We start from the raw sequence: 18,635 nt of genomic DNA, 5'->3' as shown, positions 1-18,635 counted from the left end.
GTGATCAATATGCAAGAACGGTTATCCAAAGTAACAGAATGGATGAATGAGAAAAATATTGAAGCAGCTTTTTTCAATTCACCTGAAAATGTCTTTTATTTATCTGATTTTTATACAGATCCACATGAACGTTTGATGGGGATCTTTGTGTTCAAACAGGCACAACCGGTGTTTGTCATACCTGCAATGGAAGTAGGCCAATTAAAAGATGCGGGCTGGGAATACGAGATTATCGGATATGCTGATCACGAAAATCCATGGGAGCTCATTAAAACGGCATTGCAAAAAAAGAATCTGGAAAAAGCAGAAACAGTTGCGATTGAAACAGAAGTTCTTACGTACGGACGGAGCAAGGAATTTCTAGCTTTCTTCCCTGACGCAACTATCATTTCGGTAGAAGAAAAATTGAATGACATGCGTGTCGTGAAAGATGATAAAGAAATTGCCATCCTTCGTCGCGCTGCAAAAATGGCTGATTATGGAGTCCAGGCAGGAATCGATGCACTCGAGGAAGGCATTAGTGAAATGGAAGTATTAGCAAAAATTGAATATGAACTGAAAAAGCAGGGAATCCGTGAAATGTCTTTTTCGACCATGGTTCTATTTGGCGAAAAATCCGGAAACCCGCACGGAAATCCAGGCGATCGGAAATTAAAAGCCGGTGATATGGTTCTGTTTGATTTAGGAGTCGTACTTGATGGCTATTGCTCAGATATCACACGCACCGTTGCATTTAAATCCATCACAGACAAACAAAGAGAAATTTATCAGACGGTATTCCAAGCAGAACAAGCCTCCTTGGAACAAAGTAAACCAGGTAATCGTATAGGCGATCTAGACAGTGCTGCCCGAGATGTTATTACGGAAGCAGGGTATGGAGAGTCCTTCCCACACCGTATTGGACACGGCCTGGGAATCAACGTCCATGAATTTCCCTCCATGAGTCATCTGAATGATGGAATCATAAAAGAAGGAATGGTCTACACGATTGAACCGGGGATTTACCTTCCGGGGGTCGGTGGTGTAAGGATAGAAGATGATGTACTTGTGACAAGAGATGGTTATGAAACACTAACAAAATTTCCTAAAGAATTACAGATAATTGAATAAGGGACGGAGGGACAGGTTCCTTGTCCCGCTCTCTGAATGGGACAAGGAACCTGTCCCCACGTCCCCAGAAAAAAGAGCCAGGTGATTTAATTTCACGCTGGCTCTTTTCTAATTTATCTGGAAAGCCTGGCATCCACGCGGTTCGTCATTAATCCAGACGAAAAAGAGATCAGGCCCCATTTGTCATTTACCGGTCATTATTTTCACTCGGAATAGCGTTATTTCGCTCATTGCGATCTAATGTTGCAATGCTTTCCATGTCTGCTTCACGAAGTTCAAAATCAAAGACATCTAAATTTTCTTCCATACGTGAAGGAGTCACCGTTTTAGGAATGACAATCACATCAGATTGAAGATGCCAGCGAAGGATGATCTGGGCTGGTGTTTTTCCATACTGATCCGCTATTTCCTTAATTGTATTGTCCTGCATCACATTGGTCCCGTTCATTAATGGGCTGTATGCTTCCAGTAGAATGTCGTGCGCTTCACAAAATTTCTTCAGCTCTGTTTGCTGTAAATAAGGGTGACATTCCACCTGGTTAACAGCTGGCTTCACGTCACACTCATCCAAAATCCGCTGGAGGTGTTCAATATCAAAATTACATACACCGATCGCCTTTGTACGTCCATCTTTATATAGTTTTTCTAATGCTTTGTATGTTTCTACATACGTATCATACTTTGGTGTTGGCCAATGGATTAGATAAAGGTCAACATAATCGAGTCCCAGTTTTTCAAGACTTTCATCAAATGCCTTCAAGGTATTGTCATAGCCTTGATCTGCATTCCATACTTTGGTGGTAATGAACAGGTCTTCCCGTGCCGCATTGGTGTTGGCGAGTGCTTCGCCAACACCAGATTCATTTCCATAAACTTTAGCGGTATCAATTAAGCGATAGCCTGTTTTTACTGCCTGTTCTACTGCTGTTTTTGCCTCATCATTAGGGACTTTCCATACACCGTAGCCAAGTTGTGGTATGCGCTGTCCATTGTTTAGCGTTTTGAATTGCATATAATCGCTTCCTTTCTATGGCGTGCCATTATTAGTTTCAGTCTAACACAAGATTTTGCGAAATTATATTTAATATACCCTTACCCCTGTACATCCCGGCCTTCCTTTTCTGTTAACTTAAAGAAGGCGATCGAACCAATCAGAGAGGTAATAAACAGTATTGCTCCCATCGGTACTGCTGTCGTTTCATTAATACCTACGAGAGGAGAGACAATTGCTCCAAGTAATAACGGAAGCATGCCTAATAAAGCACTTGCACTTCCCGCACGATGTCCCTGTTTTTCCATCGCAAGTGTAAAAGAGCTTGTCAGGATCATACCCATGGATGTCATGTAAATGAAAATTGGTATTACAAGCATTGCCAGCGGTCCTTCAATTATCGTCATGATAAGAAGGATGGAGGTTGCACTTACAGCAATGATTACTGCAGCTCGAAGCAAACTTCTTTCATGAATGATTCCACCAAAGCGTCCGATGATAAAACTCCCTGTAATAATTGCCAGCCCATTGATGCCAAAAAGAATACTGAAAACTTGAGGAGACACATTATAGATGCCCTGATACACAAAAGGAGTTCCTGATACGTATGCAAAACTTCCCCCGTGAATAAATCCCACAGTCAATGCATAACCAATAAAAGAACGATCTTTCAACAAATTACCCATCGTACGAACAGAATGTCCCACCGAGCTTGGTATTCGCTCTTCTTTTGGTAATGTCTCCTTTAATTTTAACGCAACAGTCAAAACAATTAATAATCCGAGTAAACTTAAAAAGAAGAAAATGGTTTGCCAGCTTGCAAAAGGCAAAAGTAAGATTCCTCCACCAGCTATCGGCGCAGCCATTGGAGCCACTGCGTTTATCACCATTAAAAGCGCGAAGAACTTCGTAAGCGCTCTTCCACTAAATACATCACGAACAACAGCACGAGAAAGGACAATCCCTGCTGAAGCGGTGAAACCTTGCAGGAATCGAGCAATTATCAATGTGGTAATATTGGGCGCAAATGCACAGAGAAGGGAAGATAACGCAAATAAAAAAATGGATATTAATAAAGGCTTCCTTCTCCCCTGGGCATCGCTGATTGGTCCAATAATCATCTGACCAATCGCGAGCCCGAGCAAGCACGCTGTTAAACTAAGCTGTACAAGCGAAGCGGTAGCACCTAAATCATCGGCAATTTCAGGGAAACTCGGTAAATACATATCGATATTTAACGGCCCTAATATTGCAAGCATGCCGAGAAGAAAAGCTAACCCCAAACGCTCTTTTCCTGTTGGATTATGAAGCATAAAACAAAAACACCTTTCTAACGGGGACGGCTTTGCCCCTCTCTCTCGGGGGACGGAGGGACAGGTTCCTTGTCCCACTCTCTGACTGGGACAGTGGACAGACCTGTTCCACGTCCCTTAACTAAAAAATATCATCTAAATATACCTGAATCGATTCGGGTAAAAGACGATAAACTAATCCTTTATATTTAATATCTGCCAGGCCTGCAATGAAAACAATCATACCGATTAATAATAAAATAGGCTTCTTACTCACAAGTTCCCCTCCACTAATCTATCAATTAGTTAAACTTATAACGATTTTGGTGAATTTGCAAGCATTTCCCTCTTCCGGGACGCAGGGACAGGTTCCTCGTCCCAGTCAGAGTGGGACAAGGAACCTGTCCCCGCGTCCCCCTCCGGATCGACCAGGTTGGCGAATGACCATGTTTTTCCATTATCCACGGATACAAACCGAGCCAGTACCTTTCCGCCTTGATAATCTCCGTTTGGCCCCTGATTTACGAGCAATGTACCTTGGGAACCGTCAAATGTAGGGATTTCTGCGACAGTGAAAATTCCTTCATACTCCGCTGGGATCGGTATATCTACGTGATTCCACGTTTGTCCGCCATCTTCTGTCCGGTACAAGTCAGGTACTTCCGGATTATTGTTTCTGGAAATAGATCCGAACGAAACGAATCCAAGCTTCTTGTCGATAAATCCGCCGCTAGTCACCTGCCGTGTTGAGGGTACACTCCCAGCCTCTTCCCATGTTGTTCCACCATCATTTGTTTTGAAAATGATATTGCCTTCCCAACTCATGGTGCGATCTCCGGTTAAAATCAAAAAGCCATCTGTCTCGGATACAAAATCAAGAATGCGCATCCGTATCGCCTGGAACGGGCTGGGAACCGTTGATTCATTCCAAGTTTTTCCTTGGTCCGTTGATTGCAATACTTTTATATCTTGAAGGCCGCCAACGATAAAAGCTGTCCTTTCCGGTGTAACCATATAACTGTCTTCAATTAACTCATATTCCGGACCGTTGTAATCTCCTTCAAACAACTTATCAATTGTAACCGGAACCTCCGTCCAATTCTCACCTTTATCATACGTTACTTCAAGCTTGTCATTTTCAATGCGGTAGTAATTTTCCTCATCAGGGACTTCGATTCCAGCCTCCTTTTGATATGTATCTTCAACTGGAGGTAAGTCGCCAACGGCATTGGATATATCGTCAATTCGCAACAATGTATATTTATTTTCTCCCGTTTTCTTAATCCGGAACGTCCATTCAATATTTTCTACCGTCCCGTCCTCTTGTACTTCTCCCCAACTATGATGCGTGGACCATTTTTTCTTTTCCAACTGGGCCCAGAATGTAACCGAAACGGCAAACGCTTCTTCATCCCCAGCCAATAATTGAAATTCGTTGTAACGAACGTCAGTCAGTCTCCTCCAGGAATTTACATGGTCCCCCTGGTATGCCTGCATATAATCAAACCAGAAGCGATAGGCAATATCCTCCGGCTCCTGATCCTCTGTATCAACCGTAACGCTCATCGGCAGCGGCTGATTCAAATCTTCTTCGTAAAAAAAATAATAATAAATACCCGCACCTGCTACTAATAAAAGAAGCAGCAGAATAACGGCTGACACGGTCCGCTTTTTATTAGAAAACATCCGAATTCTCCCTTATACCAAAATGTGTTTTTTTATCTTTATTATAGCATATTAACCTCATTGGAAGGGACGGGGGGGACAGGTTCATTGTCCCAATCAGAGAGTGGGACAATGAACCTGTCCCCCCGTCCCAATGATGTTTATTTTTAACTACTTTGGATAGACTGTTGAATAATTATTGGGTAAAAAAAGATACATATGTTTTTAAATAGGAGGTTCTATCGTGTCAGACAAAGAGAAAGGTAATGTAGAAGAAAAACAGAATGCGAAAAGTTCACGGCGTTCTTTTCTGAAAAATTCAGGTTTAACCGTCGGGGGCCTTGTTGTTGGTGGTGCCGTTGGAAGCTGGTTTGGGAACAATGGTACACAAACCAATGAGCAGACAGAATCGGAACAAACCGCGCCAGCTAACCCAAATGTAGCCTTGATGTATTTTTACCCTGATGAATATCAGGCAACAATGGCTGCTACGGAACGTATCTTCCCAACGGATGATTCAGGGCCGGGTGCAAAGGAGTTAAATGCGGCTATTTATATTGATCATCAGCTTGCCAGTAAATGGGGCGTTAATGCAAATGATTATAGAATGGGTCCATGGTATGATCCAGAGCCAACACAGGGCGAACAAGTCAGGCTTCTTCGAAAGGATTTGTTTCGATTAGGTTTAAAAGAGCTGGATAATTTCAGCAATGAGAAATTTGATAATGATTTTGTTAACCTTGAGGCATCTCAACAAGATGAAGTATTAGTAGCATTTGAGAATGGTGAAGCAAATGACTTATCCGGGGTATCTTCCGCTGAATTTTTCAAATTACTTCGGACATTAACCCTTGAAGGCGTTTATGCAGACCCAATGTATGGCGGTAATAAAGAAATGGAAGGCTGGGCCATGCGGGATTATCCTGGTACACGTATGAATTATAACAAAGAAGTTGATAGTGAAGAATTTATTGAGTTGGAGCCAAAGAGCCTCCAAAGTCATATGGGACACTCATAGATAGAAAGGGATGACAGATATGGCAACAAAACTGCCTAAAGTACCTGTAGTTGTTGTAGGAATGGGTTGGGCCGGCAGTATTATTTCTGCAGAATTAACAAAAGCAGGCATTGAAGTGGTTGGCCTGGAACGTGGAAAAGAAAGGAAATTGAGCGATTATTTAATGGTACACGACGAACTCCGCTTCCAGCATCGAGAAGAAATGATGCAGGATTTATCAAAGGAGACGATTACTTCTCGTAATAATCGGGAAATGCGAGCACTTCCCATGCGTCAATATGGAACGTTTATTGTTGGTGAAGGGGTAGGAGGCGCTGGGAGTCACTGGAACGGACAAACCTATCGTTTCCTTCCATATGATTTTGAAATTAAATCCAAGACAGAAGAACGGTATGGTTCAAACAAAATTAAATCGGAAGTGCCACTTCAAGACTGGGGCATTACCTATGATGAAATCGAACCCTATTACGATACCTTTGAAAAAATGGCAGGCATTTCTGGTGAAACGGTGGATCTGTATGGACCGCGAAGCAATCCATATCCAACAGGGCCAATGTTAAAAACTCCTGTTTTAGAAGAATTTGAAAAGGCTGCTAAAAAGCTCGACTATAAGCCTTATATCATGCCTTCTGCAAACCTTTCGGAAAACTACGAGAATCCAGATGGTATTTCTCGCTCCGCTTGTCAGTATTGTGCGTATTGTGAAAACTTTGGCTGTGAGTACGGCGCAAAGGCCGATCCAGTTGTTACCGTTATTCCAGTTGCAAAAGAAACAGGGAAACTGGATCTTCGTACACATGCCAATGTGACCCGCATTTTAAACGATGGTGAAAAGGCAACAGGGGTAACCTATGTGGATACCTTTACTGGTGAAGAGTATGAACAGCCTGCTGAGGTTGTTGTTGTCACAAGCTATGTTTTTAATAATGCAAGGCTGCTGCTTAACTCTAATCTTGGAACACCATATAATCCGGATACAGGAGAAGGAGTAATCGGTAAAAATTATTGTTACCAGGTAAGTTCCGGGTATTCTACGCTTTTCTATAATGATCGTAAATGGAACCTTTATGCTGGAGCTGGTGCTTTAGGGATTGAGATTCCGGAATATACCGGCGATAATTTTGACCATTCCGACTTAAACTTCCTGCATGGTGCAGGTATCCGTTCCACGCAATATGGAAACCGACCAATCGCCAATAACAATGCACCAGTCGGGACACCTTCATGGGGGTCAGAATTTAAACAGCAATCCATTAAATATACCAACAGTATTTTGCAAGTCAAATCACAAGGAGCAAGTCTGCCACACCGTGAAAACTACCTTGATCTTGATCCTACGTACAAAGATATTTACGGCATGCCTTTACTACGTATGACGTATGATTATACGGAGCAAGATAGAGAATTGGTTAAATATATATCCAATGTCACACGTGCAATTGCCGAAGAAATGGGACCAGATCATATCGATACCGTTGGTGAACAAGCACCTTTTAATGTTAATGTCGATACGAATACCCATAATACAGGCGGCGTGATCATGGGGGATGACCCGAAAACGTCAGCCGTTAACAATTATATGCAAATGTGGGATGCAGATAATGTATTTGTTATCGGTGCCAGTGCCTTCCCGCATAATAGCTGCTTCAATCCAACCGGTACGATAGGTGCCTTGTCTTACCGGGCATCAGAGGGGATTGAAAGATACCTTAAAGAAGGCGGTTCGCTCGTATAAAGCACTTTCTTCCATTTCCTCCTTAAAATTTATGGGAAGCTCAGATACATAATCTGCTTCCTATAAAAGTTTAAAATTTTAACTTTGGTGCATAGTAAGTGTAGCAACAAATATTTTTAAGGAGGTTAGGACATGAATAGCAAATGGAAGCTCCTTCTGATGACAACAGTACTTTCTGTAGGGTTTCTAGCAGGCTGTAATATGGGCGACGACGATGACAACGGTGGCAACGAGAATAATGATAATAATGAGATAAATGAGCAAGAAGATGTTAATAATCAACCCGAAAAAGAATATGATGATGAGACCGACACAAATGAAATTAATGAAGATAATATAAGCGATAAAGAATCAGGCGAACATGAAGAAGACCCGGAAGAAACAGACATGGAGCTTGAAAAAGGCAATGATCGCGAATTCGATAAAGACCGCGGTGCAGAATAGGGACGCAGGTTCCTCGTCCTAGGGACAAAGGGACAGGTCCCTTGTCCCACTCGCTCGAGACAAGGAACCTGTCACAGCGTGGCTTAGATCACGCTGTTTTTTTATTGAGAGAAAAAGATATTTAATTTTTGTTTTTTCTTATGTATTTTGCTATAAATTCACTAGTGAAAAAAACTATTAACCCTGTTATTAACAACAAAAATGAATCTATTTTTATATCTTTGTTAAATATCTCAAGAAAGCTATTGATTAATAAAAATCCTGACCAATAAATAAATGAACAGAACAAAGCTATATTAACACTTGTTTTATCTGGGTTTTTACTTGGTTTAAAGAACAATAAATCATTCTTCCTTTCAGAAATTTCTTCTGCTGTTATTGGACCACCTTCTAGACTATAGTAAAATAACCTTAAAAGTGTTAGTCTCAAATTTCGTGGAGTTATTTGGGGATTGTTATTTATTAAAAATCTTACTACATACTGGTAAGAAAAGAAATACTTAATTGATAAACGTTGGGGTGAAAGCGGACGTCCTATTTTAGATAGTGCTATTGTTAATTCAGCGCCTAAAAAAGCTTGGGGGTAAGCACCAAATACATATAGTTTTGAATGTGCTGTAAAATAAAAAAGGCCTAAAAGGGGGAGGAAAATATGGAGTTACTCTTATACGTAATAGCGATAATTGTAATTGTTAGCTTAATTATGGGGATTTTTTCTACCAAAAAATATTATAAATTTAAAGAGGAAACCTTGAAGTTAGAAAAAGAAAAATTAAATTTAGAAAGAAAACGACTAGAATTAGAAGAGAAAAAATATAATTAATTTCATTGGTGGGACGCAGGGACAGGTTCCTCGTCCCGCTCTCTGATAGAGAAAGTGGATCTGTCCGAGGCAATGAAAAGAAGTTAACAACCTATATCGTATGTTGTTAACTTCTTTTTTCTTTAAACAGACATCCCCGGTGTCATCGCCCTTTCCTCGCCTGCTTCTTTCATTAGCTACTCATCATAAAAACATCCCTCGTCACGCTTAGCCAGCATGTGAGGGATTATCTTCCTTCTATTCTCATAGAATCTCCTTAATTTTTAATCTCTGCCCCTCCGAGAATTGTAAGGCAATTAATTTTCAATATGGCAATTTCTTCATTTTCTCCATGGTTCTTTGTACTATTTTCCCATCCACCAAGGATCGGGCTTCCAGACATTTCAACATGAACATTATCCGGCACCATAATGCTTGCCCCTCCCAAAACAGAGGTTACGTCAAGCGAAGCTCCTTCTGCGATAACCGCATCACGAAGGTCAATTTCCGCACCACCGAATATCGTCATCACACTTCCACCTTGAAAGTTTTTCGATTGACTCTTAATCTCGGCACCTGAAAACAGCACGAATGTGTTTAAACTCTCGCTCGTATGAGAAGTTTTCTCACGTTTGACCCGGGTAAAAATAATGATGATACCAATAACAATGAAAATAAGCGGCCATAAATAAGAAATTAAGTTCAAATCAAACCATTGATTTAGGGAAAATAATCCCCCGACGAATAAGAACAAGAGACCTGAGACTGCAGAAGAATGTGTACGATTGATTAGTTGAATAATACCGATGATAATTAGGATGAGCGGCCACCCAACAGACAGTAGATGCGGCAAGTCAATGACGTCTGCTTGATGCAAAAGGAAACCAAAACCAAACAATAGAAAAAACAGACCGATCCAAACTCTTCCAGACATGGACATACCTCCCTAACATCATTTTATGTATTGTGGTGTTTTTTAATGATTGGAGCGAACAAATTTTCACATTAACAGAATCATAATTTAACTTCTCCTCTCATTATTCAGATAATTTAATGATATGTCAATATTAAACAGCATGGTGGGGATGCGTTTACGGATCGAAGCACTATGTGAACAGAGCGGCTGATTTTCTAAGTTATAGAAAAATAAGCTCAATCAATCACTTGCTATTTTTAAAAACACATTTTCATTTCAAACCAGGCAGACACTTCCAGGTGATTGTAACAAGAGTAACTGCAATGATCTTAATAACTGCCAATATTGTGATTTATTTGGACATAGCAAAAAGTGTCATGTTAAAAGTACCTGCACATGACACTTTTTCTTGAAATGATTCGATTGAAACACAGGAAATAACAGACAACTAAGCTACTATTTCACACGAATTTCTGATCCGATTTGCAAGTTTTGAGGGTTAATTCCTGGATTCAAGTCATATAAATCTTTTAACGTTACGCCTGTATGAATATTAGCGATGGTAAAAAGTGTACTTCCTGGTTTTATGGTGTAATATTCTTTACTGTAACCATCGCTTCTGTTTATTCTGACTTTTGATCCAATTTGTAAGTTCTGTGGTTCAATGTTAGGGTTCAGGGCATATAAATCTCCTAATATCACATCTTCAAGGTTACCAATGCTATAAAGCGTGTCTCCTGGGGAAACCGTATGAAAAACTTCATTTGGCATATCTTTATTCGAATCTGTCTCCATTGTAATTTCCGTACCCACTGGAATATTACGAATTGTAATACCTGGATTCCACTCATATAAATCATTGACCGTAACGTCTTCATAAGCTTGTGCAATACTCCAGAGTGTGTCGCCTTTTTCCATAGTTATTGTTGTCTTTTCAGCGTGGACAGTGCTTACACCTAATCCCAAGATCATTCCTAAAGCTAAGAGCGGCGCGAGAAACTTCACTTTTTTCATAATTACCCTCCTAGGTGTAAAATGTCTTTCATAAATTCAATTCCCTTTATTTTGTAATCTAAACGTAATATATTTGTAATATTTATATGTTGCCCGAAATTGAATTGTTACGCATTGCTGAACGCCAAAATAGTTTAGATATGCTAAAAACGAAGGAAAAAGAAATACAGGGACAGTTCCTAAACGCACATTTAAAAAGACTAGCAACAACTAATATGTCGCTAGTCTTTTTCTAATTATGTTCATCACACAAGCTTATGTTCTTGGATAAAATCTTTTAAGATATTGCTTAAATTCGGATCGCTAATTTCATCTAAATCATAATTCACACGTGTACACGGCTTATTAATGGAAATGACACGAGTTAAATCAATAGGTGTCCCTATAATCACTGCATCACAGTCAACCTTATTGATCGTTTCTTCAAGATCTTTCAATTGCTGTTCACCGTATCCCATCGCTGGAAGGACGTTTTCAATATGTTGGTATTTATTAAATGTTTCCGTTAGTGTACCTACTGCAAATGAACGTGGGTCAATGATTTCCTCCGCACCCAAACGTTCCGCTGCAACAGTACCTGCGCCAAGTTTCATTTCTCCATGTGTCAACGTCGGGCCATCTTCAACGACTAACACCCGTTTCCCAGCAATAAGCTCCGGCTGATCGACCGTAATCGTTGACTCCGCTTTAATAATGGTGCTATTTGGACTTGCAGATTTTATATTATTTTCTACGGTTTGAATGTCTTCTTCTGCTGCACTATCTACTTTGTTAATGATGGACACATCAGTTGTTCTTAAGCACACTTCACCAGGATAGTATTTTAGCTCATGACCAGGACGATGTGGGTCCAAGACAGTAACAGCTAAGTCAGGCTCGAAAAAAGAGAAATCATTATTTCCCCCGTCCCATAAAATAACGTCACAGCCATCTGGATCATTTTCAGCTGTTTCCAAAATATCTGCATAGTCAACGCCAGCATACACCGTATTTCCTCTTGCCACATGTGGTTCATATTCTTCCATTTCTTCAATCGTACAATTATGTTCCTTCAAATCCTCAACGGTCGCAAAGCGCTGAACACGTTGTGCGTTTAAATCGCCATAAGGCATCGGATGTCTCACTGCAATGACTTTTAAATCATGCTCCAACAGCGTTTCAATAATTTTTCTTGATGTTTGGCTTTTTCCAGTTCCAGTTCGTACTGCACAAACGGAAATGACGGGCTTATTACTTTTTAACATCGTGCTGTTTGGCCCTTGCAATGTAAAGTTAGCACCCGCTGCATTCACAATCGCAGCTACGCCCATCACATCTTCGTAACTAATGTCACTATACGCAAAAACACACTCATCCACATGTAAATCTTTAATCAACTCTGATAATTGATCTTGTGAGTAAATGGGAATCCCCTCTGGATAAAGTTCACCCGCTAATTCACTTGGATATTTACGTCCATCGATATCCGGAATTTGTGCTGCCGTAAAAGCAACAACGTTATATGCCTCATTATCACGATAATACGTATTAAAATTGTGAAAATCTCTTCCTGCCGCACCTATAATTATAATATTTTTTCTCTCCATAGCACTCTCTCCTATAATTAATGAATTGTTATAATTATAAACATTATTGTATAATTATACAATAGGAAATTTAAAATTTATAAAAATTATATACATGTTTGCGAATGGATATGATGCGATGAGAGTTAATAAGCAACTTGAAAGACATATGTGAATCGATTTTTAAGGAGCATTCTCGAATGTTGTATTTAACTATTATTATAGGTAAAAGATAGGCCGCCTTATAAAGAAAAAACTTTAATTATAATCGTTTGTTCCACCTTTGCAATGAACGATAGGCGAAAGTGTGCATAAAATGTAGCATGTTACTTGGTGGGCACCAGGTTAAGCCTATCAAAGTTAAAGCGGCTATTTTCTATTTTTGTAAATGAGCAAAGGGGAATAACTTTTATGAATAACTGGCTTAACAGTTTAAAAACAGATACACCGCAAGAGGGGTTTGAATTAGCAATTTTATTGGCAAGAAAAGGTGTGGCCTATACCCAACCTTCTGCTGATGTTCGGAAAAAGTTACGACCAAAATATGCAAAAGACGCAGATAGCCTTACATTTACGTCACAAGTTATTGCCATCCATTTTCAAACAGTTGCCGCAGCAAATAACTATTGGAAAAAATAAGAATATAGGGTCAGACCTTCGCTAAACAAAAGCGCTAATGCATGGAGGATCTAACCTGACCATCTTTCTTTCCCGAAAAGTTAGCCTTTGTTCTTCCAGGATGGTTTAATAAAACATGTTAGGCGCCAGACATGAATTCTTCGCGCTCTCCTAATATTCCTGCCTAGTCTTCAGTTAACAGCGGTTATGAATCTTATTGCAGCAAAACCCCCGAATAGTAAATAATATCGGGGGTGCTTCCTGCGTTTATTGAGAATTGTTTTCACAGCCAATTGAAAGGTTAGGGATACACAGACATAAAAATAATGCGAATCTATCTAGTTCCTTCTTGCCATTGAAACAATAAAATATAAACTAGCCGTCAAAATAATCGTAGGGTATACTGCTCCAACAGTATTTGTAAATAAGGGTAATGGGTTAATCACCAAGTAAAAAATAACTCCAACGATCCAAATTGTGATTGCCTTTATATTTACTCCCTTAAAGTACCAATACTTTCCGCCTTCTCGTTCCAATTGCGCAACCTCATATTTCCTCTTTTGCACAAAGAAATAGTCTGCAATCAGTATACCTAACAAGGCACTTAAGGCCATTCCGATATAATCTAAGAAGCCCATAAAAGCATCAAGGAAACTGGACATGTATAAAGGGATAAGCATGAGAAAGCCTGCTAAAATGGTAACTACCCAAATGGCATGCAATGGCTTAATTTTCTTCGTTACATTCGTTACTGAAACTCCTGCTGCCATTAAGTTGACCACATTTGTAGTGACACATGCTACGATAATCATCAGCAATGCGACCCAACCAAGACCCAGGCTACTTACAAGCGAACTTGGATCTGAATTGTCCGGGTTAAATTCACCTGTTGTTAACGTGACACCAATCGTTGCAACTACTCCAACAAAAACAAACCAGATTAATGCGGTAGTTGCCCCCAATAATGGTGCGACTGTCGCTGCCTTTGGTGTCCTTGTATACCTTGTGAATTCAGCAATTCCAAGCACCCATGCCAAACTAAATGCTGCCATTATATCGATGGCAGTACCAATTGGCATTTTATTTTCAGCTGAGGGTTTCCAACTCATGATGTCTGTAATCGGATGTGTCTGAAATACGATGACTGTCATCCAAATCCCTAAAAACAGAATGATGACGACACCGATTCTTTCTACCACTTTAATAGATTTCCTGCCAAGGGAAACAGCAATTAAGTTTAATAGACTCATTATAATAATTCCTAAGATCATTGGTCCAGTACTGCCAGGTTCACCAAAAGCAGCCCAACCAAATAAATCACCAAAGATAAAGCTCATGGATATGACTGCGATAAAAGTATTAACAACTGCCCAGCCTATAAATACAATCATATTTAAAACAGTTGGCAGCATACTTCCTTTAATTCCAAAAGCAGGCCTGGTCAATGCCATCGTAGAAATACCGATTTTATATCCCATATACCCTACAACTGCAAGAATTACATATGCAATCGGGTTGGCAACCAATGCAACAATAATGGCTCCACCAAATGCTGCGCCGGCAACCGATCCACCTAAATACCAAGATGCATTGTTTGAATTGGCACCAATCCACAAAAACACCATGTCCCAAAACCCCATATTTCTTTGACTCATTGGGACCTCTTCGGTTGCATGATATTCAATGGATATTTCATCCATCTGGTCTGTTGTACCATCATCTTGTTCGTTCGCTCTGGGTGTTTCACCTTTTCTTTCTCCCACACTTCCACCCCTTCATATTTAAAGCTTAATTAGATTTTAACTTTGAAAATACTTCTTTCATGTTCTCCGGGGAAAATTGTAATTGATCTGGGGCTGTTGATTCCCATAGTTGATAATTTTCTCCGTTCAACTTCTTACGTAATTGCTTTGTCTCAAAAACCTTTATATCATATATCCAATTCGTCATCATTAACATGGAGGCCATATGTGCGCCTTCTGTAGTTGTACCACATATGTCTTCCACTATATTGATCTGGTAATCACGGTAATAGGCATCCATTGCTGTAGCGAGAACACAGACATCTGTGAGTACACCACCAAGGATCAAATGCTGTACACCCAAACCTTTTAGCATCAGATCCAGATTTGATTCAAAGAAACCACTATACCGATATTTATCAATAATTATGTCATTTGCTTCCGGTTTGATGCTGTCCGGAATTTCAATAGAATCAGTATGGGAATTATAATAGGAAGGTGTTCCATCCTCGTTAAGAGGCTCTCCATTTGCCAAACCAACTGCATCGCTTCGGTTGATATGACGCGTATAGATAACGGGGATTTTCATGTCTCGGCATGTATTGATAAGTTTAGCTGTGTTCTGTAGAATTCCATTCATTCCTACCACATCGGAAGTGCCGTCCTCTTTTTGTAAATCAATGAGTAATAAAGCTGTTTTTTTAACATCCAATCATATTTACTCCTTTCTTTAGATTATTGAAAGATCCCGATTAAAATTCAAATATATTACGAATCCAATTAACCGAATCACTCTTTAAAACATGATTATGATCATAACGCAAAAAACCATTAAGGGCAAATGGCTTAATGGTTTAACAAAGGTATTGGGACGGAGGGACAGGTTCCTCGTCCCGTTCTCTGATTGGGAGCGGAAGTCGGAAAATTAACCACGCAATTGTCGTGGATCAAAAAAATCTGGCATCTACCGTGACTAGACAAGAGCGCATGGAAATGGCGGAATGGGAAGACAGCGAACTGCCTATTTCCCAACAGGCTGAACTGTTAAATTTAAATCGATCTAGTCTTTACCATAAGCCTGTTGTTCCACCTCTACAATGAACGATAGGCGAAAGTGTGCATAAAATGTAGCATGTTACTTGATGGGCACCAGGTTAAGCCTATCAAAGTTAAAGCGGCTATTTTTATAAATGAGCATAAAGGGGAATAACTTTTATGAATAACTGGCTTAACAGTTTAAAAACAGATACACCGCAAGAGGGGTTTGAATTAGCAATTTTATTGGCAAGAAAAGGTGTGGCCTATACCCAACCTTCTGCTGATGTTCGAAAAAAGTTACGACCAAAATATGTTAGAAAACTTGGCATTCGCCAAGCCTTTGTGGCGAATGCCTTAGTTGCACTTATGCAGTAAGAAAGTGTTATACTCTCTTAACTGCCAAAAGACGCAGATAGCCTTACATTTACCTCACAGGTTATTGCCGTCCATTTTCAAACAGTTGCCGCAGCAAATAATTATTGGAAAAAATAAGGATATAGGGTCAGGCCCTCGCTAAACATAATCTAGGAAGCCCATAAAGGCATAATCGGGGAGTGGCAGGCATCCTAACTATTTAGAATGAGGTGGAAATGTGTATTTGTTTAAACCTATTTCTGATGAGGTTCGTTTATCTCAAATAAGATTCAATAAGCATAAAAAAACGATGAGGCTCGTCTTAGTTTCTATTTTTGCCGGTATTGCTGCTATTCTCCAAGCTGCTGGTGGCTTTTTACCAGGTATAGGATATTTTATAAGTCCGCTCGCCACTGCACCAATTCTTTTATGTTCCATGTTTTCCATTCCATCTGGAGTAATGTCCTACTTTCTAACGATTGTGTTATTATTTATCCTACAGCCAACTGAACTAATTGTATTTCCTTTCACAACAGGATTGTTAGGACTTGGCATTGGGGTATCTTTTTATTTTTTTAGGAAACGAATAAGTATTATTGCTACTGGTGCAATACATTTAATGTTAGGAATGATGAGCTTACTATTTATTTTTCGTTTTCCAATTTTAGGTCCAACTGTCTCTGATTCCTTTTCATTTCTCACAACTGGAAGTATCTTTTTATTTGCTTTTCTTTATAGCTGGTTATGGGTTGAAATTTCTTTAATCATTTTTAAAAGGATAAAAATGATTATCATTTAGTGATTCTACAAATTTTGATACCTAGAACTAAGGGACCCCGCATCCTTGGCTTTAATTCTATTTGATTAGCTCCATCCATGAAAGAGATTTATAGAATGGAACGATTCATGGAACTACTTCAAAAATGGTGCCTTGGTTAAAATCAGTCACGCTCATTGAGCCATAAACCCCTAAATATAATCTCGTTTGGTCTCGATTCGTTCCCAGACTAACATAATAAGCAGACCCGGACCCAAAATTATCATCGGTTTCAATAATACAAAAATCACTTTGTTTACAATCGTTTCTTACCCTTGTATAAGCTAAAACACCTTTAGCTGGAATTTGAGATCCTTCTTTCCGGGCGAGATCGGTAAACACAACACTTCCCGTTAAACCGGGGATTCTATTCCCCATATAAGCTTCGACTCCTGTAAGTGCAGTTCCTCCAAACTTATCAGGCCTGGGATCTTTATGGAAATAACTAGTTAAAGGCTGATTTCGCCTCACTGAAGTTTTAATTGCCTCATTGTAATAAGCAATTGTTTTCTCATCCAAAGTCGAATCCTCAGAGCAGTTTCTTATAATCGAAGTAGGAAAAACACCTTCCCATCCTCGCCAACCAAAGTTAATAAATCCTTCTTGGTCAGGTTCGATGTTTCTTAAAGAAGCTTGAACAAGTTGAGTAACAGGTATTGGTTTATAATGAACGAATGAAAAAATCGACTCTACCAAATCCTGTCCGACATTTCCCACATATTTCATATAATGATCATAATACCTTTGATATGAAATCCCTGGTATATTGCGAATACCTTTGGCAATTACCGTGAGTGTTTCCTGAGAGCTTAAGGGAAGTTCATCAAAACGTGTGACAATGAGTGGATTATTGATGTATACATTCTTATTTATATCTATTTCAATTATTTTACCAGCAATTTCGAGGTCATCTTGGCTTAAGTTAAATGGATCATAGCCTGACCCACCATCTCCGGTTGTTAAAACAAGCCTTCCTGTTTCAGGTGAAAAGTTTAAGCTATTAACACCATTATGATTAGAAAATGGTCTTCGTAAATTAATTAATGTCCGTCGTTTTTGAGGCCCGCCATTCGATTGCAAAATCCATTCTTCAACCGTATCAATATGATCATATTGAGTTTCTCTATGTCTCCACTTTAGATTTAAGGTTCTAGGATCACACGGGTCAGGTTTAAAATTAGTAGGATGAGCACCTGGACCTTGTGTTCCAGCTACTGAATAATGGAGATAAAACAGACCGTTATAATAAAATTCAGGATGAAACGCTAACCCTAACAACCCACGCTCATCATATCCACCACCAGAAGCACCTAGTTCTATGATTCGTGGGTGAATATCTAAAAAAGTTCTTAATCCTGAGTTTCCTGTGTAAAAGATCTCTCCTACCTGGGTTGCAATAAATAACCTTTCCATCGAGTCGCCTGGAAGTATCGTTGTTTTTAAAACAGTGGGTAAATTTATCTTGTTTACAATGGGCCGCAAACTAACTTTAACCTTTTCCAACTAACTTTACC

The 18,635-nt window shown here is 39.6% G+C and carries 19 protein-coding genes; 9 read left to right on the top strand and 10 right to left on the bottom strand.

Annotation, left to right across the window (positions count from 1 at the left end; all coding sequences use genetic code 11):
- The first annotated feature begins 9 nt into the window (after positions 1 to 9).
- Positions 10 to 1,110 (top strand): M24 family metallopeptidase, encoded by a 1,101-nt coding sequence (locus ACZ427_RS17970; RefSeq protein WP_461177966.1) that lies wholly within the window; start codon positions 10 to 12, stop codon positions 1,108 to 1,110.
- A 187-nt stretch (positions 1,111 to 1,297) separates the two neighbouring features.
- Here the strand turns inward: ACZ427_RS17970 and ACZ427_RS17965 are convergent, their stop codons facing one another.
- From ACZ427_RS17965 to ACZ427_RS17950, 4 genes are all read right to left on the bottom strand, one after another.
- A complete protein-coding gene (locus ACZ427_RS17965; protein WP_461177965.1) occupies positions 1,298 to 2,122 on the bottom strand; it encodes an aldo/keto reductase in 825 nt (274 codons plus the stop codon).
- Between the two features lie 80 nt (positions 2,123 to 2,202).
- Positions 2,203 to 3,414, bottom strand: coding sequence for a Bcr/CflA family efflux MFS transporter (locus ACZ427_RS17960; RefSeq protein ID WP_461177964.1), 1,212 nt, complete (start codon positions 3,412 to 3,414; stop codon positions 2,203 to 2,205).
- Positions 3,415 to 3,535: 121 nt separating this feature from the next.
- Complete coding sequence (locus ACZ427_RS17955; protein WP_461177963.1) at positions 3,536 to 3,670, bottom strand: hypothetical protein; 135 nt, start codon at positions 3,668 to 3,670, stop codon at positions 3,536 to 3,538.
- 35 nt (positions 3,671 to 3,705) lie between these two features.
- Complete coding sequence (locus ACZ427_RS17950; protein ID WP_461177962.1) at positions 3,706 to 5,079, bottom strand: WD40/YVTN/BNR-like repeat-containing protein; 1,374 nt, start codon at positions 5,077 to 5,079, stop codon at positions 3,706 to 3,708.
- A 223-nt stretch (positions 5,080 to 5,302) separates the two neighbouring features.
- On the opposite strand from ACZ427_RS17950, the gene ACZ427_RS17945 reads away from it, so the two are divergent.
- The 4 genes from ACZ427_RS17945 to ACZ427_RS17930 all read left to right on the top strand — a co-directional run bounded on the left by ACZ427_RS17945 (position 5,303) and on the right by ACZ427_RS17930 (position 9,078).
- Entirely contained in the window at positions 5,303 to 6,076 is a 774-nt protein-coding gene (locus ACZ427_RS17945; RefSeq protein ID WP_461177961.1) for a gluconate 2-dehydrogenase subunit 3 family protein, read from the top strand.
- 19 nt (positions 6,077 to 6,095) lie between these two features.
- Complete coding sequence (locus ACZ427_RS17940; protein ID WP_461177960.1) at positions 6,096 to 7,811, top strand: GMC family oxidoreductase; 1,716 nt, start codon at positions 6,096 to 6,098, stop codon at positions 7,809 to 7,811.
- A gap of 132 nt (positions 7,812 to 7,943) precedes the next feature.
- Positions 7,944 to 8,255: a hypothetical protein gene (locus ACZ427_RS17935; RefSeq protein ID WP_461177959.1), complete on the top strand. Its 312-nt coding sequence runs from the start codon at positions 7,944 to 7,946 to the stop codon at positions 8,253 to 8,255.
- A gap of 652 nt (positions 8,256 to 8,907) precedes the next feature.
- Positions 8,908 to 9,078 (top strand): hypothetical protein, encoded by a 171-nt coding sequence (locus tag ACZ427_RS17930; protein ID WP_461177958.1) that lies wholly within the window; start codon positions 8,908 to 8,910, stop codon positions 9,076 to 9,078.
- A gap of 256 nt (positions 9,079 to 9,334) precedes the next feature.
- Here the strand turns inward: ACZ427_RS17930 and ACZ427_RS17925 are convergent, their stop codons facing one another.
- The 3 genes from ACZ427_RS17925 to ACZ427_RS17915 all read right to left on the bottom strand — a co-directional run bounded on the left by ACZ427_RS17925 (position 9,335) and on the right by ACZ427_RS17915 (position 12,573).
- The gene (locus ACZ427_RS17925) at positions 9,335 to 9,991 is read right to left on the bottom strand and encodes a LiaF transmembrane domain-containing protein (protein WP_461177957.1); all 657 of its coding nucleotides are present in this window, start codon (positions 9,989 to 9,991) and stop codon (positions 9,335 to 9,337) included.
- Positions 9,992 to 10,429: 438 nt separating this feature from the next.
- On the bottom strand, positions 10,430 to 10,987 hold the full coding sequence (locus tag ACZ427_RS17920; protein WP_461177956.1) for a LysM peptidoglycan-binding domain-containing protein: 558 nt from the start codon (positions 10,985 to 10,987) through the stop codon (positions 10,430 to 10,432).
- Positions 10,988 to 11,232: 245 nt separating this feature from the next.
- Positions 11,233 to 12,573 (bottom strand): cyclic 2,3-diphosphoglycerate synthase, encoded by a 1,341-nt coding sequence (locus tag ACZ427_RS17915; protein ID WP_461177955.1) that lies wholly within the window; start codon positions 12,571 to 12,573, stop codon positions 11,233 to 11,235.
- A 390-nt stretch (positions 12,574 to 12,963) separates the two neighbouring features.
- On the opposite strand from ACZ427_RS17915, the gene ACZ427_RS17910 reads away from it, so the two are divergent.
- The gene (locus ACZ427_RS17910; RefSeq protein WP_461177954.1) at positions 12,964 to 13,191 is read left to right on the top strand and encodes a hexameric tyrosine-coordinated heme protein; all 228 of its coding nucleotides are present in this window, start codon (positions 12,964 to 12,966) and stop codon (positions 13,189 to 13,191) included.
- A gap of 317 nt (positions 13,192 to 13,508) precedes the next feature.
- On the opposite strand, the gene ACZ427_RS17905 is transcribed toward ACZ427_RS17910, so the two are convergent.
- Both ACZ427_RS17905 and ACZ427_RS17900 read right to left on the bottom strand, forming a co-directional pair.
- On the bottom strand, positions 13,509 to 14,933 hold the full coding sequence (locus tag ACZ427_RS17905; protein WP_461177953.1) for a cytosine permease: 1,425 nt from the start codon (positions 14,931 to 14,933) through the stop codon (positions 13,509 to 13,511).
- Between the two features lie 25 nt (positions 14,934 to 14,958).
- On the bottom strand, positions 14,959 to 15,624 hold the full coding sequence (locus tag ACZ427_RS17900; protein WP_461177952.1) for a cysteine hydrolase family protein: 666 nt from the start codon (positions 15,622 to 15,624) through the stop codon (positions 14,959 to 14,961).
- Between the two features lie 503 nt (positions 15,625 to 16,127).
- Here ACZ427_RS17900 and ACZ427_RS17895 point away from each other — a divergent pair.
- The 3 genes from ACZ427_RS17895 (at position 16,128) to ACZ427_RS17885 (ending at position 17,103) form a co-directional block, all read left to right on the top strand.
- Positions 16,128 to 16,325: a hexameric tyrosine-coordinated heme protein gene (locus ACZ427_RS17895; RefSeq protein WP_461177951.1), complete on the top strand. Its 198-nt coding sequence runs from the start codon at positions 16,128 to 16,130 to the stop codon at positions 16,323 to 16,325.
- Positions 16,326 to 16,346: 21 nt separating this feature from the next.
- Positions 16,347 to 16,442: a hexameric tyrosine-coordinated heme protein gene (locus tag ACZ427_RS17890; RefSeq protein ID WP_461177968.1), complete on the top strand. Its 96-nt coding sequence runs from the start codon at positions 16,347 to 16,349 to the stop codon at positions 16,440 to 16,442.
- 100 nt (positions 16,443 to 16,542) lie between these two features.
- Positions 16,543 to 17,103: a hypothetical protein gene (locus ACZ427_RS17885; protein WP_461177950.1), complete on the top strand. Its 561-nt coding sequence runs from the start codon at positions 16,543 to 16,545 to the stop codon at positions 17,101 to 17,103.
- 105 nt (positions 17,104 to 17,208) lie between these two features.
- Here ACZ427_RS17885 and ACZ427_RS17880 read toward each other — a convergent pair whose 3' ends face one another.
- Positions 17,209 to 18,624: a PQQ-dependent sugar dehydrogenase gene (locus tag ACZ427_RS17880; RefSeq protein WP_461177949.1), complete on the bottom strand. Its 1,416-nt coding sequence runs from the start codon at positions 18,622 to 18,624 to the stop codon at positions 17,209 to 17,211.
- Positions 18,625 to 18,635 lie beyond the last annotated feature (11 nt).

Source organism: Virgibacillus ainsalahensis (assembly GCF_055380755.1).
Note: the sequence above shows the minus strand (reverse complement) of the source record. Positions and strands in the feature narration are given on the sequence as shown.